Genomic DNA, 26,084 nt, shown 5'->3' with positions numbered 1-26,084 from the left:
CCCGGCCCTTGGGAGACGGGGAGGGCCGTCGGTTCGGATTGGGGTGCTCTCCTTTCAGGCCTGAGGGCTGACCGCCCGGAACTACCTACAGGAGCCGATGATTGTGGCTCATTCACTGACTGGCTCCACGCTTGCGCCGACCAATGCGGCGACGTAGGGCTCGATCCTTGGGGCCAGGTCCGGTCTCGCTTTGATCAGGTGCCTCAAGGTGGAGATCGCGATAGGCGCGCGGTCGGGTCTGATCGTTTCCGCGATCGCTTCCGGTGTCAAGCGGGGACCGCCAGGAGTCTCTGCCTCATCGTCTGTTTCGTGTCCATCGCCGGGCAACAACCAGGTAAACGCGAGCGGCAGAAGTGCGCCGGTCAGCGTCCCCGGAACGCCGACGGCCGGCGCCGCCATAACGATAGCGACCAACATGCCGCCGTCGGCTTGCCGAAGGGCGTTCATGGCACGGTCTGATGCGGTCGATCGGTCTTCGACCATGTCATACACATCGGCTGCGGCTACACCCGCGTCCAGCAGCGTCAAGATACCCAAATGGCGAGTGGCTTCCAGCGTGATCCGCGACGGTTCATCAGTGTGGTTGCTCGCGAGTTCGGCCAGCACACGCCGGGCGGTCGGCGAGTCGAGTTCCTGCCGATGGCGCTTCAAGTACTCTTCGGAGTCAGCCCAAGACTCCGTCCTGAACCAGCCATTAAGCAACGCGACGGCCGCTTCTTGTTCAACCAATCCCTTGAGCGTCTCCCGAAGGCTGCCTTCTTCGAAGGGCTGCTTGAGCGCGATGAGCGCCTCAAGCCACCGCTGGTCAGGGTGGAGCTGGCTCAACGCCTCGAGCGTCGCGGCATCGTTGAAAACAGGACCGGCCTGGTCGAGGATCAGTTCCGCCCGGCGGCTCCAGGTCGCCTCGCTTGCCCAAGCTTCCAAGGCGGCCACTGTCCGCTCGTCAATCGTGGCGACCAGCCAGGCCGGCGGATCGTCTGGAGCGATTGAGGATGGATCAAGGCGGAGTTGGCTGGAGACCGCCCTGACAACCTGGCGTGACCGGGCCGCCCACATCGGGTCCGCTTCGCGGGATGCTAAATCAATGGCCAGGCTAAGAAAACCCCAGCTGACAGTGGTGCGTGAGCCAGAATCCGCAAACCTGGCGCCGCAAAGCACCAACAATTCGGCAGCCGGTCCGGGAGCTAGGCCGCCCATGAGGGCCCCCATGTTGACCAGCGAAAGGTCACCGCCGAGCATTCGCATCCAGTTGCAAGTGACGTCAACCAAGTTCGGCAAGAACGCCGCCGGGTTCGCCTCGGCCAACCGGGCATACAGGTCACGCGCCTCGCGGGCCACCTGTACCGCTTCTGTACGTGAGCCGACGTCGGCTAGCCGCACCGCACGTTCAAGGCTGGCTTTCGCGCGGCGAGCGTCGTCATATTCCCTTTCGTCGCGGTTGGCCGCCATGTGGCCGAGTAGGGCCAACTGACGCAGGTAGGCATGGCCCTGGGGAATCTCGTTCGCGATTTGCTCCATCGGAAGCTGGTCCGGGCTGTCCGTGGCGACGCGCTCCAACGCCGACGCGAAGGGACCACCGGCTTGTAACGCGATTTCGAAGGCTTCTCGCCAGCGGCCTGGGTCGGTGGCCAAGACAGCCTGGGCTAGGCGGGCGGCGGCGACTGAGTCTGATTCGGCCATGCGGTGGATCGTCATCAAGGCGGTTGACCGCTCAGCGTCATTGGTTCGAGCGAGCAGCCGGGTGATCAGCGGCTCGCTGTCTTCGCCCGCAGAGCCCGTCCGGTCCTGTTGAAGGTCGGCGTAGAACACGTCCAGGGCGAGGCGTTCAGCCACACGATCGGGGCGGATGGAAAGACCGGAGGTGTCCGAGCCGAGGGCTGGTCCACGCCACGAGCACTGCGCCAACTCGGGTTTCCCGTGTTCCCCGCCCGCCTGCTCTGTCAGCAGCGCGTCCATGGCGGAGGCCACCGCCAGTTTGCGCTCCACCACTGCCTGCCCGCGCAGGGCGGTGCAGGATTCAAGGAGGAACCGCAGGCGGCTCGTTTTGGGTGCCGTCAACGCGATGCAGGCGGCGACTTCCCTGAGCAAACCGATCGGGACTCGCAAGTCAAAGGTAGTGTCCAGCGTTCGCCGCCAGTACTCCAATTCGTGGTCGATCACCGTGTCATACAACTCGGAACGCGATGGGCGGGCGGCTGGCGCATCCGGGCGGCTCGCGGCCCAAGCTGCCAGCATGATTTCCAGAGCCGACCATCCCGGGTCGACTTCCCACTGACGGTCAGAAGCGCCTCCCTGGCCCGCGAAGGCCCTCAGCGCACGTCGGAACAGCGAACGGTGTGAACTCAGACGGGCTGGCAAAGGAACCGACATGGGGGTGGCCGCCGGGGTCTCCGTAAGCGACTTGCGGATTGTGTCCCACCACTCGGCTGTCGCCTGAAAGTTGTCTGAATGATGACGAGACGTCAGCAAGACGCATGTGCGGGTGCCGACAGGTCGTTCGCCCAGGATAGCCACTAGAGAGCGCCCCGAGCCGCTCAGCACGTCCGAGGCCTCCGCGTAGTCCACCACGACCAGGAGGTTCGCCGTAGTCCAGGAGAGCCATTCGCGCTGCTCAATGGCGGAGTCTTCGCGCGCGAATCCCGTCAGCCAGCCGCACCGGCTCAGATCGTCCGCCAGTTCCGAGGCCAGCCGGGTCTTCCCTGCGCCGCCCGGCCCGTAAAGCACCGCCACGCGAAGCAACGATTTGTCCGCCTCGGCCGGCTCGGCGAAGAAATCCCGCAGCGTGCCGTATTCGGGCCGGTCGACAAACGGCACCAGCGGTCGCCGCGGGTCGAACAGCCTGAGGTCTCCGCGCTCCACCCAGCGGCTGAACTGCTCCGTTTCCCGGTAAGGCGCTTCGATCGGTGATCGAGCCGGGGGTTCGACATTGAGGTGGCACTGTTCAGGGTCAAAGCCGCGCCCGATGTCGACGCCCGACAACCAGCGCCAACCTTCATTTAGGTACTCCCGGCCCCGCTCCACCGCACGCTCGAAGTCCCCGGACTGGCCTTCAGCGCCCCGACGGCGCAGCATGGTGGCCACATCGACCGGCAGCCAACGGGCCATGACCGCGCCAGGCTGGGAGCGGACTTGTTCGAGTAGGCCAGCAGGCGGCTCATCCAATACCAAGCGATCGGCCCGTTCAACCCATTCAATCTCATTCGGTGGCCAGTCCGCCAGGAGGTCAACCAGCACCAAGGCGTGCTGAGCGTCCTGGTCAGCGGATTCAACCACCACCAGCCAGGGGTGTAGCCGGGCGTCCAGGCAGGCAGCCGCGTAGATCAGCGACACGTCGAGGCAGTTGCCTCGCTTCAGCGCGTGCAGCAATTCCCACGGCGTCGCTATGTCTTGGCGGGAATCGACCCGAAAACGCTCATCAGCGTAGCGAATCTCGACTGATCGCAAGCCGTCGAAGCATTCCCGCGCCCGGTCTAGTCGTGCGCTGCCTTGCTCGCTCCCGGGCAGGCCTGCGCGCCCGGCTCGGGCAGCGCCGGCCAAGCTGCGCACGGTGACAGGTGACACGTAACGCGCAAGGTCGAGCGGGTGGTCAGGGTTCCAAGGCGGCCAAGCGCCGCTCCCGTGCGTGGAATCCGAAGCGTTCATGGGGCCGGTGCTCCGCTCTGATCTTGGGGCTGTGATGATGCGCTGGCACCGCAGATCCCGCTGCTATTCGGGCGCGGGAATGGCGACCACCAGTTGCGTGTCTTCGATCAGGTTACTCCCCGCAGCGACGCGGCAGGTGACCAAGTAGACACCCTCGTCACGCAGCGCGGGAAACTCGCCTCTCCAACGACCCTGACCGTCGGCGCACAGGTTGACGATGCACGGCTGGGACGCCGGATTCACACGACATATTTCCAGTTGCGCGGCAGATCCTTCCAGTCCTTCCGCTTTTTCGCTGGGGTTACCAGACCCGAGTGGCGCCACACCGCCGCTCGAACAATGCGAACTGCGGCCAACCTTGGCGCGGATTTGTTGGGCCTGACCCAACGGCAGCTCATCCGGTAGGTCGGTATCCAACACCCACCCCGGCCGGGCCGCCGGCTCGCCGCGAACATGCCCGAGCCGGGGGACGAGAGGCGCCAAGGCCTTCGAGGCGACCGCCGATGTGTTCCAAAGGGGCGCATGTCGGTCCGGCAAGGTCTCAGGCATCACCTGGTCGACCTCTATCCAAGATGAGTAATGCGGGACGGTGTGGTCCCCGCCGTGAAGCACAGGACCGTCGACTTGCGCGGGAGGCGGTTGATTGGAAATCGCCAGCCTCAATCGGCCGCCCGATCCACGTACGCCCGCCGACGAAGGCGTCGCGTGCCCAAACCCCAGCAGACAAGTGAGCTTGCGCTGCTGTTCAAGGTCCAAGTCCCGCCAGGCGCTGTCAAGCATCCGATGAAACTTCAACGCCCGCCGCGCCCGCCGCCCGAAACCATCGAATGTCAAGTCGTCGATATTCGGCACCTCGGCCGGAATCCGCCACTGTCCGTCAGACTCCAACATGGGATAGTCCGGCAGCAGTTCCCACATTGAGTCCCAGGTCCGGAAAACCTCTGTTACGGCCGGTCGGCGCAGTGGCGACCGCGTCGGGTTGACCAGCCAATCGAGCGCTTTGGGAGCGCCCCGATGAGGTGTGCCGACCGTGATCAGGCTGCGGCAACGCCGCCAACCGCCAAGCACCGCAAACCAATAGCTGGCCACCAAGCCCCCCATCGAATGAGCCACCACTGTGACATGGTCCTCGCTCGAAAGGCACTCGTTCACAACTCGCGCCAGCCATCGGGCCGACTCGGCGTTTGAGCGCCGGAAATCGTACGGGACAATAATCACCTGCGCTTGCCGGTCGAAATCGTCGGCGGGGTTCGGACCCTTGGCCACAGTAGCCCGCCCAGCAACCCCTGCTTTGCTCATCCTCCGCGCCAGCAGATCGTAGCCCGGCACAACGGCCAAATGCTGCACGCCGATGCACCGATTGAGGACTCCGACCGGTTGGAGCGGGTTGTCATCGGCCAGCGCTAGACGGTCCGGGCTGATCACCGCTCCCGCCGGCAGACCAGGACCGAAACGCCACCGTCCATCCGCCGGCTCAAGACACGAAGCCCCGATCCCCGGCAAGATCAACACCTTTTCCACGAGCACAATCAAACCCGTCTTGCCGCCAGCGCCGCAACCAAGAGTGCCGGGCACGCCGAAGCGGGAGCGCCGGAGATCAGGCCGGTTCCTGCTCAGCAGGCCGCCGACCGACCGCGGGCGTCGGTGGGCGATCAACGGAGCGGCGAACTGCGGCCGTGTAGCGGGGAAACAGCGCCAGCAAGGCAAAGCCCCCAAGGCAGATGACACAGCGACGGCTGTCCGCGGGCAAAGCCCGACTTGTCTTGCGTCAATCGGTTGCTCGTTGTTTCGCGGGAACCGTGGGGCCGGGAAGGGATTCGGCGTCATCCAACACGTTTAAGGCATGTCGCGTGCGCGCATACGCCGCCTGCTCCCCAGATAGCGCCACCCGCGCCAAGTTTGCACCGGCCATATCCGCACCGGCAAAGTCGGCGTTAGCCAAAACCGCGTCAGCGAGATCCGCCTGTGTGAGGTTCGCGCCACGAAGATCCGCGCCGGTCAGATCCGCCTGGTGAAGTCTTGCGCCGCGCAAGCTTACGCCGGTCAGGTCCGTCCCGGCCAGGTCCGCCCGGGCCAGATTCGCGCCGCCCAGGCCCGCACCGCTCATGTTGGCGCGGGAACACTTCGCACGCCGCAGGTCCGTTCCGTGCAGATCCGCTTCGCGCAGGTCTGCCTCACGTAAGTCCGCTTCGCGCAGGTTCGCCCCACCCGCATCAGCGCGCGACAAGTCCGCGCCGCCCAAACACGCGTGGGACAGATCCGCACGCATCAGGTTGGCATTGCGGAGACTTGATCGGGAAAGGTCCGCCCCGCGCAGGTTCGCTTCACGCAAGTCCGCACCGAATAGGTTCAAATTCGCGATCGTGAACTCGGGCAGGTCGGCTCTTGACAGACTGACGTGGCTCAAATCACCCGGGGGTGCGCCGCGTTTGCTGGCCAGACGCGAGAGGACAGTAAGGGCCGCTTTGACGTCCGTTGGGATTCTCGCAAGTGCTTCGTGGGTCGGTTCGCAGCAGGCTGTGATTGGGCCATTTGACACATCCTCCCTTTGCCAATGGGTTTCCGCAGTTTCCGCCATGCGGTTGCGCGTAAAGCCAGCAAGTACCTCCACGATCATCTGCTGATTCGGCGTCGAGTCTTTCGCCAGGTGCTCCAGGGCGTAGATACCGCCCAGTCGGATCGCGGCGGCAGGGTTGCCGAGTTGGTCGACCGCGCGGGCATACCGGTCGGTTTCCGATCGAGTTTGGTCAATTCGGTTCTGCGCTTGGTCGAGTTTGTTCTGAGCTTCAATAGAGCGCTGGCGCCGATAGGCGATGAACGCCGCCCCGCCCCCAGTCAGCACCCCGACTGCGGCAATGGTCGATCTCACCAGGTTGTAGAGCCACTCGTCGGCACTAACTCCAACCGGGGAGGGGAAGGCCCACCGGAGCGCGAAGAACACACCGCCTGCGACGCCCAGGCCGACCAGCGCAGTCGCTATGGCCCCGGCGAGCAGCCATTTGTGGGGCGTGAGCGAACCGTCCACTCCCGACTTGGGTACAGCGGGTGGATTCTTGCCGCGCCTGCTCATCATGCAGTCTGTCTTACCGTGAACCGCGACGCTCTGCCACTCACCAGCCGGCGTCAGCTTCCGGGAGACCAGCCCCACACCGCCCATGGGCCAACCGGGTTACGGCGATCCATGAACAACCTGGGGACACGACACCCGACCCTAAGTGAGGGCCGACAGCGCTTCGTGCCGAGGCGTTCAGACGGGACGAGGCCGGGCTGATCCGGTTCGCCGGACTCGACTCGTCCGTGCGGTCGGTCGCGTCCGTCGCCTCCCCGGTCGTGGCCGGGTTGGTCATTTTCCGCGTGCCCGTGTTCGAGGCGCTCCTGGTCGTGGACGTGTTCGCGACACTGGCGTTGTCCACCGTGCTCCTGCTCTCGTATTCGCTGTTCACGCACGAGTTCGGGCTGAGCCCTCGGGAAGCCGGGGTCATGCTCGGAACGCTGGCGGTCGGCTCGTTCGCCGCGGCGCTGCTGGTGGCGCGCGGCGCCAAGGCTGGGCTGTCCAAGCTGTTCGGGATTGGCGCGCTGTGCGCCGGGGGCGGAACGCTCTTGCTCGCCCTGTCAAACGGCCGGCCTCTGGTGGGCGGCGCGGGCCCGGTCCTAATCGGCTCGGGCGTCACCTGGACATGGATACGCAAGACCGCCTGGCGACCCGCCGCGAAGGCGCCCCAACCCGACCGGTAGGTACTGGCCGCCACGACAACGGCTGGCGAACCGCTCGCCGCGAGGAGCCGTGGCGGACTTCAGGGGCTCTGGGCCAACAGCATTCGGATGACGCTGGCACGCAGGTGGCAGCGGTTGGAATCGCCAATCTGGACGAACCCAAAGTGCCGGCAAAGGTCTGCGGCGGCCGCGCTGGCGGCGTCCACCACCAGCAGTCGGCCACCGGCCTGGGCGACCGCGCCGTCGACTCTCCGGAGGGCATCCAATAGCAGAGCCGCGCCCAAGCCGCGCCCCTGCAGCGACTGGTCCAACGCCAGTCGCGCCAGCAAGTAGGAGGGCAGGTTCGTGTGGCCGCCTCTGACGGACCGCGGCACGCCGGTCTTGCGAACTGTGGTCGGAGCGATCGCGTAGTAGGCGCGAACGATGGTCGAGTTCTCTTGGGTCCACACATAGGTCCGGGCCGTGTTCTGCCTGTCGGCCCGAAGCGCGTCCCGCCGGAGCCACGCGTTGAGCGCCGTGACGCCGCAATCGAAGGAATCGAGTTCGTGACCCCGGTTGACGCGTTCAGAAACCCAGGCTGTCACCGCTGGACAACCCGATGCGGCCGCCTCAAGGCCCGCTCCAACGCTTCCGGAACGGGACCCGGATCATCCAGTGCCGCCACCAGGGCGTCGAATTGCTCTGCGGGCATCAGCGTGACATCTGCCCGGCCTAACACGCGGTCTGCCTCGGCGCGTGCCGCAGCCACCATGAAGGCGCCCTTGGACTGGCCAACTATCCTCGCCGCCTTGGTGATGGCCTCATCAGACTCTGGATCCAATCGACCTTCGAAGCGGCTTGTTCGGGCGCTCACTGGCGACATGTTTCGATTGTACGTGACTTGCACGGTCGCGAGAATCTGCCGGCGGTCCTTCCCGCATCGCCAACACAAGGCCGGGCGGAAACGGCGCTTGACGTTGTCTCCGCCCGGTCGGGGGTGGGGGCGCGTGCCCTTTTTTCAGTCGGCGGGGCCGGAGAGCGGGCACCTGCCCCGCTCGCGGAAAAAGAACCGCACGAAGCGCCGCCGCGAAGCTCGCGGGGGCACCCCGGAGCGGGGAGCCGCCGGCGGCAGGGCGCGGTCCCGGACGGCGCTTAGCCGCCTACACCCAGGTCGAGGCCACCTCAAGGAAGCGTTCCGCGCCTTCTTGCTCGCCCACCGAAACGCGCACGCCCTGGTCGGGGAAGGGCCGCACCAGCACGCCCGCCCGCCGGCACGCGTCGGCGAAAGGCGCCGAGTCCACGCCCAGGTCAAGCCACACGAAGTTGCCTTGGGGCTCCGGCAGGTCCCAGCCTTGCGCGACCAGGCCCTCGTACATGAACGCGCGGCGGGCCACCACCTCGGCCACCCTTCGGCGCATTTCGTCTTGCAGTTGCAACGACGTGATCGCGGCCAGCTCCGCCATCGCCGAAACCGAGAACGGCGTTGTCACGGCCCGGATCGCCTCGATCACGCGCGGCCGTCCCAGCGCGTAGCCGACCCGCAGCCCGGCCAGCCCATAAGCCTTCGAGAAAGTCCGCAACACCACCAGGTTGGGGTGTTTGGCCAAGCCGCCGATGCCGTCCACCGCCTCCGGGTCCGTCACGAACTCCACGTACGCCTCGTCTAGGACCACCAGCAAACTGTCCGGCACTGACGCCATGAAGGCGTCGAACTCGTCCTGGCGGACGGCCGGCCCGGTGGGGTTGTTGGGCGAGCAAACCAGAACGGCCCGCGTGCTCTCATCGACGGCCTTGGCCAATGCCGTCAGGTCGAGGCGGCCGCCCGCGCCCAGCGGGACCTGGACGGATTGGGCGCCGGTGACGCCGGTCAGGATCGGGTAGGCCTCGAAGGAGCGCCACGGGTAGGCGACCCGGTCCGATTCGCCGGCCACGGCGGCCAGAATGTGCGCCAGGACGGAGACGGATCCGGCCCCGACCGCCACCTGGCCGGGCTCCAAGTCGTGGAAACGAGCCACGGCGCCAACCAGTTCGTCCGCCAACATGGTGGGATACCGGTTGAGGTCGACCGCCGAATCCGCCACGGCGGCTATCACTCCGGGCAGCGGCGGATAGGGCGACTCGTTCGACGAAAGCTTGTAGACCAGCCGGCCGGAGGGCCGGGCGCCCGGCTGATAGGCCGGCAACGCGGCGACGGCGGGACGAATCGGAACTTTGGTCATGCCTTCAATGTTTCCACGGCCGGGGCTGGACGGGCGTCCGCGACGCGGGTCCCGCGCCTGAATGGGATGATCGACTGGTGGTCTCAAGCTATCAACCGGACGGCCCCCGCCCGGCGCGCCGGCGCGAAGGATGGGATGATCGGCCCATGGTTCCATTCGGGTGGCGGATCGTCATCAACGCCGTGGGCCTTTGGATCGTGGACGGGCTTTGGGACTCGATGCGCCTGGTGCCAGACCCCGAGTCGATCCTGGCCCAGGTTGTCTGCTACCTGGTGATCGGGTTTGTCTTGGCGGTGGTCAACGCGGTGGTGAAGCCGCTGCTCAAGGTGCTGTCCCTGCCCCTGTACATCCTCACGCTGGGGCTGTTCGCGCTGATTCTGAACGCCGCCATGTTGGAGTTGGTGTCTTGGATAACCTCGCTGACCAGCTTTGGCCTTGAAATCGACTCGTTCGGGACGGCGATCGGCGCCGGCCTGATCCTGGCGCTGGTCACCGCGATCCTGTCGGCGCCGGTCAAGAGGCGGGCAGGTCGCGCTTGACCTGGTAGACGGTGGTCTCCACTTTGGCCTTCGGGTCGAAGACCGGGCTGGCCGCCTCCCGCCAGGCCTCGATCGAACCGTCCCCGGACTGGTCCACCTGCTTGGCCGTGTCGGCGTAGATCGGCAAATGGTGGGCCCACAGGATGTCGTCGTCCCGAATCGCGGGGTCGGTGACCCCGCTGACGTCGCGGACAATTGTGGTCTGGTTGGGGCCGCGCGGATTGCCGCCGCCGGACAGCGTGGGAATGATGTCCTGGGTGTGCTCCAGCGACAGCCATTGGGCCGAGCCGGAGTGTTTCAACTGGGAGACCGGCGACCCGAGCGTCAGAACGGCCGCCACCGAGAACTGCTCGGCGAAGGCCGGGTCGGCGGCCAAAGCCGCGGACACAATCCCGCCTTGGGAGTGGCCGCTCAGCACCACCGGCTCGCCTTTCTTAATCCCCGCGTCGATCATCGCGGCGGCGGCCGCCAAGCCCATGGCGTTGACGTCGCCCGGGACCGCCCGAACGTTGGTCCCCATGTCGCTGGCGTTGGGGTCGGAACCCAAGCTCATTGACTGCGTCCCCGGAACCGACACCAGCCAGCTGACCGAGCCGTCGGGGGCGGTGACCTTGGTGACGCCGATCTGACTGTCGGACTTGTCGTTGTCCGCCAGGCCGGCGATGCGCCAGATCAGGCTCTCCACCCCGGTTGGCGGACGGTCCCGCTTGGTTTTGCCCCGCGTGATGGTCACATCCAGGCCCGGCCCGTAGGCCATGGTGGCCACGCCGGTGATTCCCCTGGTCACCTCGGTGGTCGATGGCGTCCTGAACAGCGGCGTTGGGCTTAGGGCGGCACCCAGGACCCCGCGCACCTCCTCATGGTGCGAGCGCAGCAGCTCGGCCCAGGACGGGGGCTCGCCATTGATGATCAGACGGCCGGCGGCGTCCAGCGCCACGTTGATGGCCAAGCCGCCCAGTCGCCCAAGCACCGAGAACGGCCAGGGCAGCATCCAATCGGCCAGGCTGAAGCCCGGATGGCGGATTGAGGCGAACATCGTCTCCGCCTCTTCCTCCGCCTGCTGGTAGGCGGTTTGCGCCGCCAGCACCCGACGGGACAGCTCCGCCAACTGCTCAACCAGGTGGCCGGTGCCGACCTGTCGGTAAAAGCCCTCCAGGGCAGCGCCCGTCAAGGCGTAGGCCTGCTGCTCAATCGGGTCGCAAACCACTCCGAAAGTCTTGTTGGTCAGCGGCAACGGGCTGCTCGCTCCGCAAGCCACACGCGAGGCCGCGTCGGCCTCTTCGGCTTTGGCCCTGGCCAAATCTAGCCGCAGAGCCAAGACGTCCAGGTCTTGGAGGCAGGAGATGGCGCCCGCGGCACCGCCGAAGACGCTGATGGAGCCGTCGCTCATGCCAGACCCATCCGGTGTGCGACCATCGCCCGGTAACCGTTCACCTGCGCCAACGTGTCTTCGGCGTGACACGCCCCGACGCGGCACCGCCGCTCCAGGTCCTCCAGCCGCTCAAGGTAGGCGTCCGCCGCAGGCGAGCGCCAACCCGCCGGGTCGGCCAGGTTGATCAGGGGCGCGGCTTGGCGCAGGCCGGCCACGACGCCGACCAGCGCGGAGCGGTAGCGGTCCAACAACTCAAGCGTGTGCCAACCCGAACACGGGGTTGGCTGCCAGGCCGCGTTTGGAATCACGCCATCGATTCTGGCCGCGAAGATCTCGCGCCGGCTTCCGGAAACGAAAAGCCTGTGGACAGCCCGGTTACTGGCCGCCGCCGAAGACGCGAGACAATAGAGGGGTGCCGCGCACCTTCAAGAAGACCTACCGCCGTGGCCAGCCCGGTTCGCCCAAGCTTGAGGCGTTGGCACTGGGTTGGCTCGGCGAGGCGCCCGGCGGTGTGCGCACGCCCCAAGTCAAATCGTTCAGCGACAGCCACCTCGAGTTGGAGTATCTGCCGACGGTGCCCCCGGCGGACGGCGCCGCGGAGGCGTTCGGCCGCGCCCTGGCCCGGACCCATGCGGCCGGGGCACCCCACTTCGGGGCCGCGCCGCCGGGCTGGGCCGGTCCCGGCGGCATTGGACTGGCACCTTTGTCGTTCACCGCCAAAGGCGGCCTGACATGGGGCGAGTTCTACGCTTCAGAGCGGGTGGCGCCTTACGCGCGCGCGGCGGAACGCCTTGGCGCGCTGCCGCCGGGCGGACTCGCCGTGTTCGGGCAACTGGGCGAGCGACTGGCCGGCGGCGTCTTGGACGCCCCTCAGCCGGGTCTCCTAGAGCCGGCGGCGGCGGCACGGGTGCACGGGGACCTGTGGACGGGCAACATCATTTGGACCGATCCGTTCTCACGCGCCGGGGGGCCCTGGACGGGCGCCGCGGTGGTGGATCCGGCCGCGCACGGCGGCCATGCCGAAACCGACCTGGCCATGCTGGCGCTGTTCGGGCTGGCCGGCCTGGCCACGGTGCTAGACGCCTACAACGAGGTCTCGCCGCTGGCGGACGGCTGGCGCGAAAGGGTTGGGCTGCATCAGCTTTTCCCGTTGCTGGTGCACGCGACGCTCTTCGGAGGCTCGTACGGGCCAAGGGCGGTCGACCGCGCCCGCGAGTATCTTTGACGCCGCCCCCGGGCACCGCGCGCCCGGCCGCATGGGCGCTTTGTCCACGTAGCCGACCCAGAGCCCCGGCCCATTCGCCTGTCATAACCAGCGGGTATGTTGGTAGCCATGACCAATCCTTCGGACCAGCCCCAGTATCAATCCCAACCGCAGAACTATTCGCCGCCGCCCCCGGCTCCTCCGGCGGCGCCTTCCGCGCCGCCGGCCCAACCGCAGCCGCAGGGCTCATACCCGCCACCGGCGTACCAGCAAACAGGGCCGCAGCCTTACGCGCCATACGCGCCCCAGCCCCGGCAGTCCACCAGTTTGGCGGGCGGCGTCTGGGGAATCCTGCTCCTGGCGGTTGGCGGCGCCTTGACCGCTATCGGCCTGATCGCGCTGATCGTGGCGCTGATAGTGGACTACCCGCAGAAGTCCGCCGTGGTGTATGACGCCTTTTTGCTCCCCGGTCTGCTCCTGAGCGGCACGTTCCTGGCCCTGCAGGCTTGGGCCACCGTGGCGGGCAAGGACAAGTAGGGCTCGCCCGGCAAACGGGCCCGCACGCGGCGCCTTTGGCGGGCCTCAAGGCCGACGGGCCTGCGGGCCGCGCCTTCCCCCGGCGCCACACTGCACCTCCCGCCGCGCCGTCCTCCGCGCCACGCTCAGTCGCGGCGGCCTGCCTTTGGCAGGCCCTCTAAACTTGGGCCGTGCCAATCTCCTTTGCCGCGCTTGAGCCCCGCCTGACTCTCAGCCCCCTGGACGGGCGCTACGCCGGGGCCACCGCCCCGCTGCTCGACTACTTCTCCGAGGCGGCGCTCAACCGGGCCCGGCTCCTGGTCGAGGTGGAGTGGTTCATCTATTTGCTGGACCAGCAGGTGCTTCCCGGCGCCCCCAGCCTTAGCGAAGCCGACCGCGATTACCTGCGGAGCCTGCCCAAGAACTTCGGTCCCGGGGAGATCGCGGAACTCGCCGGGATTGAGCGGCAAACGGTCCATGACGTCAAGGCGGTCGAGTACTTCCTGCAGCGCCGCCTGGCGGACGCGGCCGCAGTGTTGGGCCCGGACACGGTCCTCACGCCAGCTTTGAACCCGGTCATTCATTTTGCGCTCACCAGCGAAGACGTCAACTCGTTGAGCTACGCCTGGGTTATCCAAGGCGGTGTGGAGGACGTGTGGGTGCCAGCCGCCCGCGCGCTGGTCACGGACCTGAGCCTGCTGGCTCTTGAGCATGCCGGGCTGGCCATGCTGGCGCGCACGCATGGGCAGCCGGCCACGCCGACCACGCTGGGCAAGGAGTTGGCCGTCACCGTGACGCGGCTGCGCCGCCAGTTGGGGCGGATCGAGAACGCGGAGTACCTGGGCAAGCTGAACGGCGCCAGCGGCACCTTTGGCGCCCACACGGCCGCCGTCCCGGACGCCGACTGGCCAAGAATCAGCCGCGAGTTCGTGGAGGACCGCCTGGGCCTCACCTGGAATCCGCTGACCACGCAAATCGAGTCCCACGATTGGCAGGCCGAGCTGTATTCCGACCTGGCCCGTTTTGGGCGGATCGCCCACAATCTGGCCACCGACATGTGGACGTACATTTCGCTGGGTTATTTCGCGCAGGCGCGCGGCCAGGGCACGGTCGGATCCTCGACCATGCCCCACAAGGTCAACCCGATCCGGTTTGAGAACGCCGAGGCGAACCTGGAAATCTCGGGCGCGCTGTTCGACACGTTGGCCGCCACGTTGGTGACCTCCCGCCTGCAGCGCGACCTGACCGATTCGACCACGCAGCGGAACATTGGGGTGGCGATGGGCCATTCACTGCTGGCGATCGACAACCTCCGCAGGGGCCTGGACGGGCTGGACGTGAACCCGGAGCCGATCGCGGCCGACTTGGCCGCAAATCCGGAGGTCCTGGCCGAACCGATCCAGTCCGCCATGCGGGCGGCCGCGATAGCCGGCGTGCCGGGAATGGACGACCCGTACGAGCGGTTGAAAGAACTGACCCGCGGGCGCCGTGTGTCGCTGGATGAGATCGGCGAGTTCGTGGCCGGCCTTGGCCTGCCGCCGGATGTGACACTGCGTTTGCGGGAGCTCAGCCCGGCGACTTACACGGGCTTGGCTGAGGAACTGGTCGGGGAATACCTTTGACCAGGACTTCTGAGGCGCGGCGGAAAGCGCTGACGCGAACGACACGAGGAGAGGCATCATGACCGTCACCACCTACAAGGTCGAGGGTATGACCTGCGAGCATTGCGTCAAGGCAGTCAAAGAAGAGGTCGGCGCGCTGCCCGGGGTCACCGGCGTTGAAGTCGACCTGGCGCCCAGCGCGACCTCGACCCTGTCCGTCACCTCGGCCGCCCCTTTGGACCATGCCGCCGTCGCCGCCGCCGTCGACGAGGCCGGTTATCAGCTGGTCCCATGAGCCCCGACGTCGAGGCGCCCCGACTCGACGGTTCCGGCCCCGTCGCCTATGACTTCGCGATTGGCGGCATGACTTGCGCCTCCTGCGCCGCCCGCATTGAGAAGAAGGTCGGCAAGCTGCCCGGCGCGACCGTCAGCGTCAACCTGCCGCTTGAGACCGCGCACGTTACCGGCCCCGACACGCTGACGACCAGCGCGATCATCGCGGCCGTCGAATCCGCCGGCTACACGGCCCGCCTGCTGCGCCCCGCGACCCGCTCCCGACCGGCGGCTCCGGGCGGGCGCGACCAGACGGCATCGGCGGTCGGCTCGGCGGTGCCCGGCCCAGCAGGCGAACGGTTGGAACGGGAGCGCACGGCACCGTCCGCGCGGCCCCCGGCACCGTTGCCGGGTCCGCACGCCGACCGGTCTTGGGCGCGGCCGATGCCGTCCCCGACGCCGGGAGCGTCCGCCGGCGCCACGGACGGCATGGAGCCGGCCGCCTCGCTGGAGCCGGCAGACCCGATGGGCCAAATGAACGCTATGGAAGTCGAAACGCCTCCCGGCAAGGACCGCGAGCAGATGTTGCGGAGCCGGTTGGTGGTGGGAGCGATCCTGGCGGCGCCCGTGCTGGCGTTGTCCATGATCCCGGCCATCCAGTTTCCGGGCTGGCAGTGGGTGGTGGCGCCGCTGGCCACGGTCGTGGCGGTCTGGTGCGCCTGGCCGTTCCACGCGGCGGCTTGGCGGGCCGCGCGGCATTTGAGCTCCACCATGGACACACTGGTGTCGCTGGGCGTGCTGGTCTCCACCTTGTGGTCTTGGTGGGCGCTGGCCTTGGGCGGCGCGGGCGCGATCGGCATGCGCATGGAGTTCACGCTGTTCCCCTCCCAGGCGGTGGGACGCCACGGCATGCCGGAGCTGTACTTTGAATCGGCCGCCGTGATCACGGTGTTTCTGCTGGCCGGGAAGCTGATGGAGTTCAACTCGAAGAAGCGGGCCGGGGACGCCCTGCGCCACCTGCTGGACATGGGCGCCAAGGAGGTGACGCTGGTCGAAGGCCCGCCGGGCGACCGCACGGAGCGGACCGCGCCGATCGGCGAGTTGCGGATCGGGGAGCTGTTCAGGGTTCGTCCGGGCGAGAAGATCGCCACGGACGGGGTCGTGATGGAGGGCGACTCGGCGGTGGACACCTCGCTGTTGACCGGTGAACCCGTGCCGGTGGACGTGCATCCCGGCGACCAGGTCACGGGGGCCACCGTCAACGCGTCGGGGTCCTTGATCGTGCGGGCGACGGCCGTGGGCGAAGAGACCCGGCTGGCCGCGATCGGCCGCCTTGTGGCGGCGGCGCAAACCGGCAAAGCCCCGGTCCAGCGGTTGGCGGACCGCATCTCCAGTTGGTTCGTGCCGGCGGTGCTGGTGTTGGCGCTGGGCACGCTGATCGCCTGGTTGGCGGCGGGCGCGGGGCCGCAGGCGGCCTTCATGTCCGCGTCCGCGGTCCTGATCATCGCCTGCCCGTGCGCGCTGGGGCTGGCGACCCCGACCGCGATCCTGGTGGGCACCGGACGCGGCGCGCGTCTGGGCGTTTTGATCAAAGGCCCCCAGGTGCTCGAATCGACGCGCCGCATCACGGCCATCGTGCTGGACAAAACGGGCACCGTGACCCAGGGCAAGATGGCGTTGGTCGAGGTGCTGACGCCGCGCGTGGACGGGCGGGCGGCGGCCAGGCCCACGGCCCTGGCGGTGGCGGGCGCGGTCGAAGCCGCCTCGGAGCATCCGATCGCGGTCGCCGTGGCGGCCGGGGCGCGCAAGGCCGGGACCCTGCCCAAATTGAACGGCTTCGCCTCGAAACCCGGCGGGGGCGCCTCAGGGCGGGTGCGCCTGGCCGGCGCGGAAGAGGCGCTGGCGGCCGTCGGCAAACCGTCATACCTGATCAGTCTGGGCCTCGCGGTGCCCGCCGAGATCGCGGAGGCCTATGAGGCCGCCGCCGAATCGGGCGGCACCGCCGTCATGGTGGGTTGGGCCGGGCGGGCGCGGGCGGTCCTGCTCCTGCGTGACGAGCCGAAGCCGGACGCTGGGGACGGCATCGGGCAATTGCGGGCGTTGGCCGTGACGCCGTGGCTGGTGACGGGCGACTCGCGGGGCGCCGCGTTGGTGGCGGCGAAGGCGGTCGGGATAGCGGCGGCGAACGTGCGGGCCCAGGTGCTGCCGGCCGACAAGGTCAGGGTGGTGCGGGAACTGCAAGCGTCCGGCCAGGTGGTCGCCATGGTGGGGGACGGCGTGAACGACGCGGCCGCGATCGCGGCGGCTGACCTGGGGTTGGCCATGGGCTCCGGGACGGATGTGGCCAACAACGCGGCCGACATCACGCTGATGCGCAACCGGGTGACCGCGGTGCCGGAGGCCATCCGGCTGTCGCGCGCCACGCTGCGCGTGATCAAACAGAACCTGTTCTGGGCCTTCGCGTACAACGTGGCCATGCTGCCGCTGGCGATGCTCGGCTGGGCCAGCCCCATGCTGGCGGGCGCCGCCATGGCGCTGAGCTCCGTGATCGTGGTGACGAACTCGCTCCGCCTGGCGCGTTTCGGCGACGTGGCAGTGTGAGACACGCCGGCGTGGTTGTGTGGTCGCGGCGCGGGCGGACTAGCTTTGAGGGGAATACAAACCGCGAATTCGCACCCCAAGGAGGGCATCATGGCCGAACCCGTGGTGGTTGTCGCCACCTTTTTCCCGCGCGAAGGCATGCATGACTCGGTCCACGCCGTGATCAAAGCCGCCCAGACCGACGTCTACCAGGAGCCGGGCTGCCTGCTCTATTCGCTGCACGAGGCCCCCGACCGATTCGTCTTGATCGAGAAATGGTCCTCGGTCGACGCGCTCAACACGCACGGCGAGGGCAAGGCCTTGGGCAAGCTGACCAAGGCCTTGGAGCCGCTCTTGGCCAAACAGGTCGAGATCACGGAGCTGCAGCCCGTCAAGGACGCGTCGTCCCACCCGGCCTCCCAGGTCAAAGGCGCCGACGCCTAGCCGGAAACGGGGACGGTACCTGTTTCCGGCTGGCCGGAAATAGGTACCGTCCCCGTTTCTGTTACTTGGGGGCGTAGTAGCGGGTCCAGCCTGCCGTGGCGTATTGGGGCGGGGACCAGGCGGCCGGCTCCAGGCCCAGTTCGGTGGCCCACTTGACGGCCGTGTGCGGGTCGCGGAGGAAGGGGCGGCCCAGCATGACGGCATCGGCAGCGCCATCTGCGATCAAGGCCTCCGCCTGCACGGGCGTTTCGATGACCGCCACCGTGTTCGCGCTCAGGCCCGTGCGCCCGCGGATCGCCTCCGCGAACGGGGCCTGGTAGCCGGGCCCCACCGGGATCTTCGCGTCCGGGACCAGGCCACCGGTCGAGACGTCGATGTGGTCCAGCCCCAACGCTTTGGCCTGGCGCGCCAATTCGACGGACTGTTCCAGGTCCCAGCCGCCCTCGGCCCAGTCGGTCGCGGAGATGCGCATGAACAGGGCCCGGTCCGCGCCGATCGCCTCCCTTGCCGCCGCCACCACCGCGAGCGGGAAGCGGAGGCGGTTTTCCAGCGAACCGCCGTATTGGTCCGCCCGGTGGTTCGACAGGGGCGACATGAACTGGTGCAGCAGGTAGCCGTGCGCGCCGTGGATTTCGATGACGTCGAAACCGGCTTTGGCGGCGCGGGCGCCGGCCGCGGCGAAGGCCTCGACCAGGTCCGCGATCTGCCCCGTTGTGAGTTCTTGGGGGACGGGCATTTCGCCGAAGGCGATGGGGGAAGGAGCAAACGTCTGGTAGCCGCCTTCGGCGACCGGCAGCGGGGTGCTGCCCGCCCACATTTGGCTGGTGGAGCCCTTCCGCCCCGCGTGGCCCAGTTGAATGGCGGGGACCACACCCTGGGCCTTGATGAAATCGGCTATTCCGGCCAGGCCGCCAATCTGGGCGTCATCCCACAAGCCCAGGTCCCAAGGCGTTATCCGCCCCTCGGGGACAACGCCGGTCGCCTCCAACGCGATCAGGCCCGGCCGCCCTTGGGCCAGCGCGCCGTAATGTGCGATGTGCCAAGGGTGGACCCGGCCGTCTTTTGTCTCCGACGAATACTGGCACATCGGCGAGACCCACAGCCGGTTGCGGGCGGTGACCGGGCCAATGGCGATTGGGCTGAAGAGTTTGCTCACAGCCCCCAAGCTTAGGACGCCGGTGCAGAACCGGCGTCCGGCCGGGTTGACGCCGGCAGCGTGAAACGCCGACCCAAGGAAACACTGAAGGCGAACGCAGCCCTCAGCCCAAGACGGCTGCTTCTTCGCCACCGTCCCGGATCACAAGAGGCCAGCGGCCTTTGGATTCGGGCGGGAGGACAAGGCTGTGCCCAGGGAAAGGTCCTAGGCTGAAGCGATGGCCACCACACCGAGCCCCGCGTCCGTTGACACGGGCCGGCGGCGCGTGCGCGCCGAAGTGTGGATTGTGCTGGGGCTGTCGCTGGGGCAGTCCGCCGTTTACGCCATCCTGCGCCTGGTGGACCGGCTGACCGAGGCGGTGCCATTGGCGGAGCAGACCGCCGCCCTGAACACCTCCGACTCCCCCAAGCCCTGGCTCGACCTCCTTTACCAACTCGCCGGCATCGGCTTCGGCGTGCTCCCGGCGGTCCTGGCGCTGTACCTGCTCGCCGGCGGGCTGAGCCAAGACCGCGCCGGAGCCGGCCACTGGCCAGGCCCCCGGCGAATCGGGCTGACGCTGGGCCGACCACTGCGGGACTTGGGCTGGGGCGCGGCGCTGGCGGGCGGCATCGGGCTCCCGGGCATTGCCTTTTACCTCCTTGGACGCCAACTGGGCTTGACCGTCCACGTTTCCACCGCCTCCTTGGGCCAGTACTGGTGGACCGTTCCCGTGCTGATCCTCGCCGCCGCCCAAAACGGGGTCATCGAAGAGGTCGTCGCCGTGGGCTACCTGGGCGAACGCCTCACCGAACTCGGTTGGAGGCCGTGGGCGTGGATCGCCGGGTCGGCCCTGCTGCGCGGCTCCTACCACCTCTATCAGGGCTTTGGCCCGTTCCTCGGCAACGTCGCCATGGGGGTGGTCTTCGCCTGGTTCTATCAGCGCCGGCGGCGGGTCATGCCGCTGGTGGTGGCCCACACCTTGATCGACGTGGTGGCGTTCATAGGGCCCAGCCTGGTCGATCCGTCCTGGCTGACTTGAGCGACCCCGCGCGCTGAGCGCGGAGCGTGTTATTCGGCGCGGCGAGCAGGGCTGTTCTAGGCTGGGCGGCGTGGCTGCGCGAGGCAAAGGCAAGGACGCTGACCGCTCGGCCACGCGTTGGTTCCGCGGCGTCGAAGTGGTGGACGCCCCCGCCGGGCGCGTCCGGCAGTCCCGCGACCTGGTCGGAATTGTCTTCGCGTGCCTGGGGTTGGTCGCGCTGCTGGGCCTGTCGATCTTCGCCCAAGGCACCGCCGCCGGGGTGACGGAGGACATCCGCTCACTCGCCCATCCGGTCACCGCGATCTTGCAGGCCATTGTCAACGTGCTGATGAATCTGGCCACGCTCCTGCTGCCCGCCGTGGTCATGGTGACGGCGCTGTTCCGCCGCCAGTTGCTGTTGGTTGTGCAGGGCGCCGCCGGCGGAATTGGCGGGATGGCGTTGGCTTGGCTCGCGGCGTGGGCAATCACCGCGACGGGCTACAAGCCGCTGATCCAAGGCATGTCGATCATCACGGACGGCCGTCTGATGGTGGCGATAGCCCCGCTCGCCTCCTTGATGGCGGGTGTTTTGACGGCCATGGGCCCCAGGTCGCGCCGCCCCATCATGTCCTTCTCATGGAACGTGCTGTGGGTGGCGCTGGCCGCCTGGGTGCTGACCGGCGGCCCGACCTTGCCGGCGGCCTTCGTAACGGTCCTGGTGGGCCGCCTGGCCGGTCTGGCCGTCCGCTACGCCATTGGCGTGGCCACGGACCGCGCGACCGGCTCGGCCCTGGTCGCCGGCATCCGCGGGGCCGGCCTGCGTCCCGTCCGCATTGTCCGCATCCGCGACATCTCCGACCCGGAGAACCCCACCGAGCGTTTGGACGTCCGCGCCATCCGCGATTCCACTTACGTTCCCCCCGCGCCCGATGCCGTCCGCCCCCCCACCAGCACCTCCCCCGTCTCCGGAGCCGGGCCCGCGCCCGCCGTCGAGTCCAACCGGGCCGCCAAGCGCGGGGGCGGCGTCCGGCGGGATTCGGCGGCAACGCCCGACGCGAAGACAGTGAAGCTGCCGCTGGCCGGGGCCGAGCGGGCGGCGGATCGGACGGGAAACGGCCGGACGGCATCGGCGGAAACACCGCCGGACGGCAAGACGGCGGCGGGCGGGGCTGGGGCCGGGCGGACGGCACCGGCGGCGGGGGCCGGGCCTGCGGGCGCGTCGGATTCGACCTCGCGGGCGCTGGAACGCCAAGGCGGCAACCGGATCTACGCCGTTTACGACGCGGACGGGCGGCGTTACGACGCGATTGTGCTGGATGGCGACCGGCAGGTGCTGGGCTTCCTGCAGGCGACCTGGCGGACGCTGCGGCTGCGGGGAATGGACCGGCGGTCTGTGCGTTCGCTGCGTCAGGCGGCGGAACGGGCGGCGCTGCTGGCCTACGCGGCGACGGCGGCGGGCGTGCGGACGCCTAAGCTGCTCGGCGTGGGCGAGGCGGCGGACTCGATGATGCTGCTCCAGAGCCACCCGACCGGGCTGCGGGCGCTGGTCGACATGCGGCCGGGCGAGGTTTCGGACGCGGCTTTGATCGACGTGTGGCGGCAACTTGACCGGGCGCACCAGGCGGGGCTGGCGCACCGTAACATCACGTCCTCTTCGGTGCTGTTCGGGCCTGACACGGGGGACGCCCAACAGGTCTGGCTGATCGGGTGGGAGGACGGCGACATCGCCTCTTCCGAGCTCGCCCGCTCAATGGACCTGGCCCAAATGGTGGCTGTGCTGTCCTTGAAAGTGGGGCCGGAGCGCGCGGTCGCGGCGGCTGCGGCGGTCTTGCCCGCGGCGACTTTGACCGCCGTGTCGGGGCTTTTGCAGCCGGTGGTGTTCCCGTCTTCGACCCGTGAGGCGGCGCGGGCCGCCCGTGACGTGATCGACGCGACCCGGCAGGAATTGGCGGAGTTGACTCCGGCCGAAGGCACCGCCGTGCCTTTCCAACTGGTCCGGTTCGGCTGGCGATCCGTGCTGGTCGCGGCCATGACCTTGGTGGCGATCTGGGCTGTGGTCACCAAGTTCAACTTCGATCAAATGGTGCAGGCGGTCAGCCACGCCAACCCCTGGTGGATGGCTCTCTCCTTCGGGCTGTCAATGGTGACCTATGTGGGCGCCGCCATGACGCTGGTCGGCTTCCTGCCCGTCCGGATGTCGTTCCGCAAGGCGGTGCTGACCCAGGTGGCCGGGTCGTTCGCCGCCATCACCATGCCCGGCGGGGTCGGCCCGATCGCCATCAACATGCGGTTCCTCAACCGGCAAGGCGTGAAGACCTCGCTGGCCGGGGCGACGGTGGCCCTGAGCCAGGTGGCGCTGGTCGTCTCGACCGCCGTGTTGCTGGTGGGGGCCGCTCTTGTGACCGGCGAGATGGGCGTCCTGTCCAGACTGCCGGTGACCGGGATTGTGGCCGTGGTGTGCGTTGTGGCCGGGCTTGGCTCGCTGTTGCTGATCCCGAAGCTGCGGAACTGGATCTGGGGCCGGATCGGTTCGACTTTGGCGCAGGTTTGGCCGCGCCTGGTTTGGGTGGTGGGCCGCCCCAAGCGCATGGTTTTCGCCATGCTGGGAACGTTTGTCCAGTTCGGGGGCTATGTGGCGTCATTTTGGGCGGCTCTGGTGTCCTTCGGCCTGACGGACCTGTCGCTGGCCGCGATCACTTTGGTCTTCTTAATTGGCAACGCGGCGGGGTCTGCGGCGCCCACGCCCGGCGGCCTGGGCGGGGTCGAGATCGCTTTGACGGCGGGCCTGCGCACCGTGGGGGTCGCCACCGCCACCGCCGCCTCGGCCGCCGTCCTGTTCCGGGCCATCACTTACTGGGCGCGCGTTCCGCTCGGCTGGATCGCGTTCCGCCATTTGGCCAAACATAATGATCTCTAGCGCGCGGCGGACGCGGCGGACCTGAGCGAGGGCCCGCGCCACGGGGATCGGCGGGGTGGCGCGCGGTTGGGGGAATGAACGTTCGGGAGGCGCGCCCGGCGCCCCGCCAGGATGGGCGGCGCGGACAATACCCAGAGGTTTGTCCACAGGCTGTGGATTCAGCTGTAAAGGTCGCGCGGACGAATCCGCAGACGAGCCGTTGGTTGCAGGCACCCAGGCTGACGGGCTGCCTGACAGAATCCACAGAGTGCCCCCGCGAATCCACAGAAAGACGCCAAAATCCCCAGGCCATCCCCAGCTTTATCCCCAGAAAAACGCCGGTTGACCTGCAAAGACGCATGTTGCGACGGGCTTCGGGCTGGCCTAGACTGATCGAGCCGACAGGCCGTATCGCTAACGCTGTCAGACCCCTGCTTTAGGGTCGGGGATGTGAGCGGATGAGTGGCGACCGGGCGCTTAGGCGCCTTCGCCGCCGGCCCAAGGAGAACCGCCGGGCGACCGGCGGTACCCCTGAGTCCGGCCCGGCGGACCTCGCGGCGCGGGGACCGCCGGGCTGGGCTTGCCCAACCGTGAACGTAGAGATGGACCATGCGATACGGCACTGCAGGAAGGCGGAGACACGTTGTCTGTGGCTGAGTTTGACACGGGCGTTGTCGACAGGACCCAGTTCGACCGCCTGCCGCCCCAGGACATTCAGGCAGAGGAATCGGCGCTTGGCGCCATGCTGCTGTCGAAGGACGCCATCGCGGATGTGGTCGCGGTGCTCAAAGGCGACGATTTCTACCGCCCGCAACACGAGATGATCTTCCACGCCATCACGGACATCTACTCGCGCGGCGAGCCGGTTGACGCCGTGACCGTGGCGGCGGAGCTGACCCGCCGGGGCGAGATGGGGCGGATCGGCGGCGCCCAGTACCTGGCGGGGCTGATGGCGGCGGTCCCGACCGCCGCTAACGCGGGCTATTACGGACAAATTGTGCGGGACCGGGCGGTGTTGCGCCGCCTGGTGGACGCCGGAACGCGAATCACCCAGCTTGGCTACTCGAATGACGGCCAAAGCGTGGAGGACGTGGTCAACTCGGCTCAGTCGGAGGTGTACGCCGTCACCGAGCGCGGCGCGGCCGAGGACTACATGCACATCAAAGACATCATCGACCCGGTGGTGGGGGAGATCGAGCGGATGTCGGCCACGCCCGGGCATGTCACCGGCATCCCGACCGGGTTCCACGACCTGGACGCCTTGACCGGCGGCCTGCACGGCGGCCAAATGGTGATCGTCGCGGCCCGTCCCGGCAAGGGCAAGTCGACGTTGGCCCTGGATTTCGCCCGGTCCGCGTCCATCCGGCACGGGGAGGCGTCGGTGCTCTTCTCCTTGGAAATGTCACGCGAGGAGATCACCCAGCGGTTGCTTTCCGCCGAATCCGGCGTGATGCTGAAGCACCTGCGGTCCGGCACGGTCCAGAACGAGTGGTGGCCCAGGATTTCCGCCCGGATCGGGGAGATCAAGCAAGCGCCCTTGTTCATTGACGACTCGCCGAACATGTCGCTGATGGAGATCAGGGCCAAGTGCCGGCGCCTCAAGCAGCGCAACAATCTCCGACTGGTGATCATCGACTACCTGCAGTTGATGAGCTCCGGCAAGCGGGTCGAGTCGCGCCAACAGGAGGTCTCCGAGTTCTCGCGCGCCCTCAAATTGCTGGCGAAGGAGTTGGACGTGCCAGTGGTGGCGGTCTCCCAGTTGAACCGCGCCGCCGAGCAACGCGAGAACAAACGCCCGGAGCTTTCAGACCTGCGCGAATCCGGCTCTTTGGAACAGGACGCGGACGTGGTCATCCTGATCAGCCGCATGGACTCCAAAGAGGATGAGCGCGCCAAGGGCGAAGCCACCCTCATTTTGGCCAAACACCGCAACGGCCCCATCGGCGACATCAACGTGGCCTTCCAGGGCCACCTCTCCCGTTTCGCCAACATGGCGGACGGCTTCTGAGAACCCGCCCGGCGGTTGTCAGACGCCCAAGTAGTGCCCCAAGAAGCGCAGCGTCTCCTCGAACACGTCGTCAATGTACCCGGCCGCATGGCGCTGGCCCTCGAACAGGATTGTGCGCGTGGGGACGCCCGCGCGCATCATGACCGTGGCGGCTATCAACGCCTCCTCCGGCGGCACCAGCTCATTCAGCGAGTTGGCGAACAACATGGGGCCCGCCGCAGGCGTGACGCGGCCGATCGGGGTGGCCACGTCCAGGCCGTCAAGGTCCGGCCCCAGCAGGTTGAACACCAGCCATTTGTAGTAGCCCGGGTCCGCCCCGCCCTGGTCGAGCCTAGCGCTGGGCGCCGAACCGTCCATCGCCACCTTGTGCGGCGTGGCGTCTCCGTGCCGGGCCATGAAGCCGGCCAGATCCAGCAGACCCGACCACGACACGCCGGGGACGCCCAGCGACAGCGCCAACTCGAAGGCCAGGTTCCCGCCCGAAGACCCGCCGACCGCCCCGATCTTCGACCGGTCGAACGCCAAAGCGGCCTCCCCCTTGAGCCAGTTCACCGCCGCCAGCATGTCGTCGACCTGGGCCGGATAAAGGTTGGCGCCCGCCCCGCCGTCCGCGAAACGGTAGTTGGGGGCGGCGACCAGGTAGCCGGCATCGGAAAACCGTGCCGCCAAAGCCTCCTCTTTGGACTTGTCGCCTTGGAACCAGCCGCCCCCGTGGATGTCCACGAGCAGCGCGCCGTTCGGTTCGGCCGGGTGGTAAACGTCTAGACGATGCCGTGGATCCGGCCCGTAAGCCAAGTCAAGGTCCCGTGCGGGCGGCGTCAGAGTCGCGGCGGTGTCGCTCATGGCGACCAGGGTCGCACGGGCGGGCGGCCTTGTCTCGCGGCGCGGGCCGCCGTCTCGCGCCCAACCCGCGCCGGCCGCGGGGCGTCGGCTCACGGTCGGCA

21 protein-coding genes are annotated in these 26,084 nt (G+C 68.1%); 11 read left to right on the top strand and 10 right to left on the bottom strand.

The window, feature by feature from the left end; all coding sequences use genetic code 11:
• Positions 1–108: 108 nt before the first annotated feature.
• The 3 genes from LBC97_03785 to LBC97_03775 form a co-directional block, all read right to left on the bottom strand.
• Entirely contained in the window at positions 109–3,444 is a 3,336-nt protein-coding gene (locus LBC97_03785) for a hypothetical protein (protein ID MDR2565178.1), read from the bottom strand.
• A gap of 261 nt (positions 3,445–3,705) precedes the next feature.
• Positions 3,706–5,217, bottom strand: a complete 1,512-nt coding sequence (locus LBC97_03780; GenBank protein ID MDR2565177.1) for a hypothetical protein — start codon at positions 5,215–5,217, stop codon at positions 3,706–3,708.
• A gap of 193 nt (positions 5,218–5,410) precedes the next feature.
• A complete protein-coding gene (locus LBC97_03775; GenBank protein ID MDR2565176.1) occupies positions 5,411–6,715 on the bottom strand; it encodes a pentapeptide repeat-containing protein in 1,305 nt (434 codons plus the stop codon).
• A gap of 224 nt (positions 6,716–6,939) precedes the next feature.
• Between LBC97_03775 and LBC97_03770 the strand changes: the two genes are divergently transcribed.
• Positions 6,940–7,377 (top strand): hypothetical protein, encoded by a 438-nt coding sequence (locus LBC97_03770; protein ID MDR2565175.1) that lies wholly within the window; start codon positions 6,940–6,942, stop codon positions 7,375–7,377.
• Between the two features lie 59 nt (positions 7,378–7,436).
• Here the strand turns inward: LBC97_03770 and LBC97_03765 are convergent, their stop codons facing one another.
• The 3 genes from LBC97_03765 to LBC97_03755 all read right to left on the bottom strand — a co-directional run bounded on the left by LBC97_03765 (position 7,437) and on the right by LBC97_03755 (position 9,554).
• The gene (locus LBC97_03765) at positions 7,437–7,940 is read right to left on the bottom strand and encodes a GNAT family N-acetyltransferase (protein ID MDR2565174.1); all 504 of its coding nucleotides are present in this window, start codon (positions 7,938–7,940) and stop codon (positions 7,437–7,439) included.
• Complete coding sequence (locus LBC97_03760; protein MDR2565173.1) at positions 7,937–8,209, bottom strand: DUF1778 domain-containing protein; 273 nt, start codon at positions 8,207–8,209, stop codon at positions 7,937–7,939. Before LBC97_03760 ends, LBC97_03765 begins: the two co-directional genes overlap by 4 nt.
• 286 nt (positions 8,210–8,495) lie before the next feature.
• Positions 8,496–9,554 carry a histidinol-phosphate transaminase gene (locus tag LBC97_03755; GenBank protein ID MDR2565172.1) on the bottom strand — a complete coding sequence of 353 codons (1,059 nt, stop codon included), beginning with the start codon at positions 9,552–9,554 and terminating at the stop codon, positions 8,496–8,498.
• Between the two features lie 146 nt (positions 9,555–9,700).
• On the opposite strand from LBC97_03755, the gene LBC97_03750 reads away from it, so the two are divergent.
• The gene (locus tag LBC97_03750) at positions 9,701–10,093 is read left to right on the top strand and encodes a phage holin family protein (protein ID MDR2565171.1); all 393 of its coding nucleotides are present in this window, start codon (positions 9,701–9,703) and stop codon (positions 10,091–10,093) included.
• Here LBC97_03750 and LBC97_03745 read toward each other — a convergent pair.
• Both LBC97_03745 and LBC97_03740 read right to left on the bottom strand, forming a co-directional pair.
• Positions 10,068–11,483: a hypothetical protein gene (locus LBC97_03745; GenBank protein MDR2565170.1), complete on the bottom strand. Its 1,416-nt coding sequence runs from the start codon at positions 11,481–11,483 to the stop codon at positions 10,068–10,070. The genes LBC97_03750 and LBC97_03745 overlap by 26 nt on opposite strands.
• Positions 11,480–11,773, bottom strand: coding sequence for a hypothetical protein (locus LBC97_03740; protein MDR2565169.1), 294 nt, complete (start codon positions 11,771–11,773; stop codon positions 11,480–11,482). The genes LBC97_03745 and LBC97_03740 overlap by 4 nt, the downstream gene beginning before the upstream one ends.
• Before the next feature lie 104 nt (positions 11,774–11,877).
• On the opposite strand from LBC97_03740, the gene LBC97_03735 reads away from it, so the two are divergent.
• From LBC97_03735 to LBC97_03710, 6 genes are all read left to right on the top strand, one after another.
• Positions 11,878–12,690 (top strand): fructosamine kinase family protein, encoded by an 813-nt coding sequence (locus tag LBC97_03735; GenBank protein ID MDR2565168.1) that lies wholly within the window; start codon positions 11,878–11,880, stop codon positions 12,688–12,690.
• Between the two features lie 108 nt (positions 12,691–12,798).
• Positions 12,799–13,206 (top strand): DUF4175 domain-containing protein, encoded by a 408-nt coding sequence (locus tag LBC97_03730; GenBank protein ID MDR2565167.1) that lies wholly within the window; start codon positions 12,799–12,801, stop codon positions 13,204–13,206.
• A 176-nt stretch (positions 13,207–13,382) separates the two neighbouring features.
• Positions 13,383–14,807, top strand: coding sequence for an adenylosuccinate lyase (gene purB, locus LBC97_03725; GenBank protein MDR2565166.1), 1,425 nt, complete (start codon positions 13,383–13,385; stop codon positions 14,805–14,807).
• Between the two features lie 58 nt (positions 14,808–14,865).
• Positions 14,866–15,081 carry a cation transporter gene (locus LBC97_03720; GenBank protein ID MDR2565165.1) on the top strand — a complete coding sequence of 72 codons (216 nt, stop codon included), beginning with the start codon at positions 14,866–14,868 and terminating at the stop codon, positions 15,079–15,081.
• On the top strand, positions 15,078–17,660 hold the full coding sequence (locus LBC97_03715; GenBank protein ID MDR2565164.1) for a heavy metal translocating P-type ATPase: 2,583 nt from the start codon (positions 15,078–15,080) through the stop codon (positions 17,658–17,660). Before LBC97_03720 ends, LBC97_03715 begins: the two co-directional genes overlap by 4 nt.
• A gap of 90 nt (positions 17,661–17,750) precedes the next feature.
• Complete coding sequence (locus LBC97_03710; GenBank protein ID MDR2565163.1) at positions 17,751–18,083, top strand: antibiotic biosynthesis monooxygenase; 333 nt, start codon at positions 17,751–17,753, stop codon at positions 18,081–18,083.
• 61 nt (positions 18,084–18,144) lie between these two features.
• On the opposite strand, the gene LBC97_03705 is transcribed toward LBC97_03710, so the two are convergent.
• Positions 18,145–19,239, bottom strand: a complete 1,095-nt coding sequence (locus tag LBC97_03705; protein ID MDR2565162.1) for an NADH:flavin oxidoreductase/NADH oxidase — start codon at positions 19,237–19,239, stop codon at positions 18,145–18,147.
• A 217-nt stretch (positions 19,240–19,456) separates the two neighbouring features.
• Between LBC97_03705 and LBC97_03700 the strand changes: the two genes are divergently transcribed.
• The 3 genes from LBC97_03700 to dnaB all read left to right on the top strand — a co-directional run bounded on the left by LBC97_03700 (position 19,457) and on the right by dnaB (position 25,140).
• Positions 19,457–20,257, top strand: a complete 801-nt coding sequence (locus tag LBC97_03700) for a CPBP family intramembrane metalloprotease (GenBank protein ID MDR2565161.1) — start codon at positions 19,457–19,459, stop codon at positions 20,255–20,257.
• A gap of 70 nt (positions 20,258–20,327) precedes the next feature.
• Complete coding sequence (locus tag LBC97_03695) at positions 20,328–23,153, top strand: flippase-like domain-containing protein (protein ID MDR2565160.1); 2,826 nt, start codon at positions 20,328–20,330, stop codon at positions 23,151–23,153.
• Positions 23,154–23,781: 628 nt separating this feature from the next.
• Entirely contained in the window at positions 23,782–25,140 is a 1,359-nt protein-coding gene (dnaB, locus tag LBC97_03690; GenBank protein MDR2565159.1) for a replicative DNA helicase, read from the top strand.
• 18 nt (positions 25,141–25,158) lie between these two features.
• Here the strand turns inward: dnaB and LBC97_03685 are convergent.
• Positions 25,159–26,084, bottom strand: a 926-nt coding sequence (locus LBC97_03685; protein MDR2565158.1) for an alpha/beta hydrolase, incomplete at its 5' end; no start/stop codon positions are given.

The sequence above is a fragment of the Bifidobacteriaceae bacterium genome, from assembly GCA_031281585.1.
Lineage (GTDB): Bacteria > Actinomycetota > Actinomycetes > Actinomycetales > WQXJ01 > JAIRTF01.
Note: the sequence above shows the minus strand (reverse complement) of the source record. Positions and strands in the feature narration are given on the sequence as shown.

Bases quoted from the DNA above. Each gene is read 5' to 3' on its own strand.
- LBC97_03710 (MDR2565163.1), top strand. From the start codon at position 17,751: ATGGCCGAACCCGTGGTGGTTGTCGCCACCTTTTTCCCGCGCGAAGGC.
- LBC97_03720 (MDR2565165.1), top strand. From the start codon at position 14,866: ATGACCGTCACCACCTACAAGGTCGAGGGTATGACCTGCGAGCATTGC.
- LBC97_03775 (MDR2565176.1), bottom strand. From the start codon at position 6,715: ATGATGAGCAGGCGCGGCAAGAATCCACCCGCTGTACCCAAGTCGGGA.
- LBC97_03750 (MDR2565171.1), top strand. From the start codon at position 9,701: ATGGTTCCATTCGGGTGGCGGATCGTCATCAACGCCGTGGGCCTTTGG.
- LBC97_03730 (MDR2565167.1), top strand. From the start codon at position 12,799: ATGACCAATCCTTCGGACCAGCCCCAGTATCAATCCCAACCGCAGAAC.
- LBC97_03700 (MDR2565161.1), top strand. From the start codon at position 19,457: ATGGCCACCACACCGAGCCCCGCGTCCGTTGACACGGGCCGGCGGCGC.
- LBC97_03715 (MDR2565164.1), top strand. From the start codon at position 15,078: ATGAGCCCCGACGTCGAGGCGCCCCGACTCGACGGTTCCGGCCCCGTC.
- LBC97_03755 (MDR2565172.1), bottom strand. From the start codon at position 9,554: ATGACCAAAGTTCCGATTCGTCCCGCCGTCGCCGCGTTGCCGGCCTAT.
- LBC97_03745 (MDR2565170.1), bottom strand. From the start codon at position 11,483: ATGAGCGACGGCTCCATCAGCGTCTTCGGCGGTGCCGCGGGCGCCATC.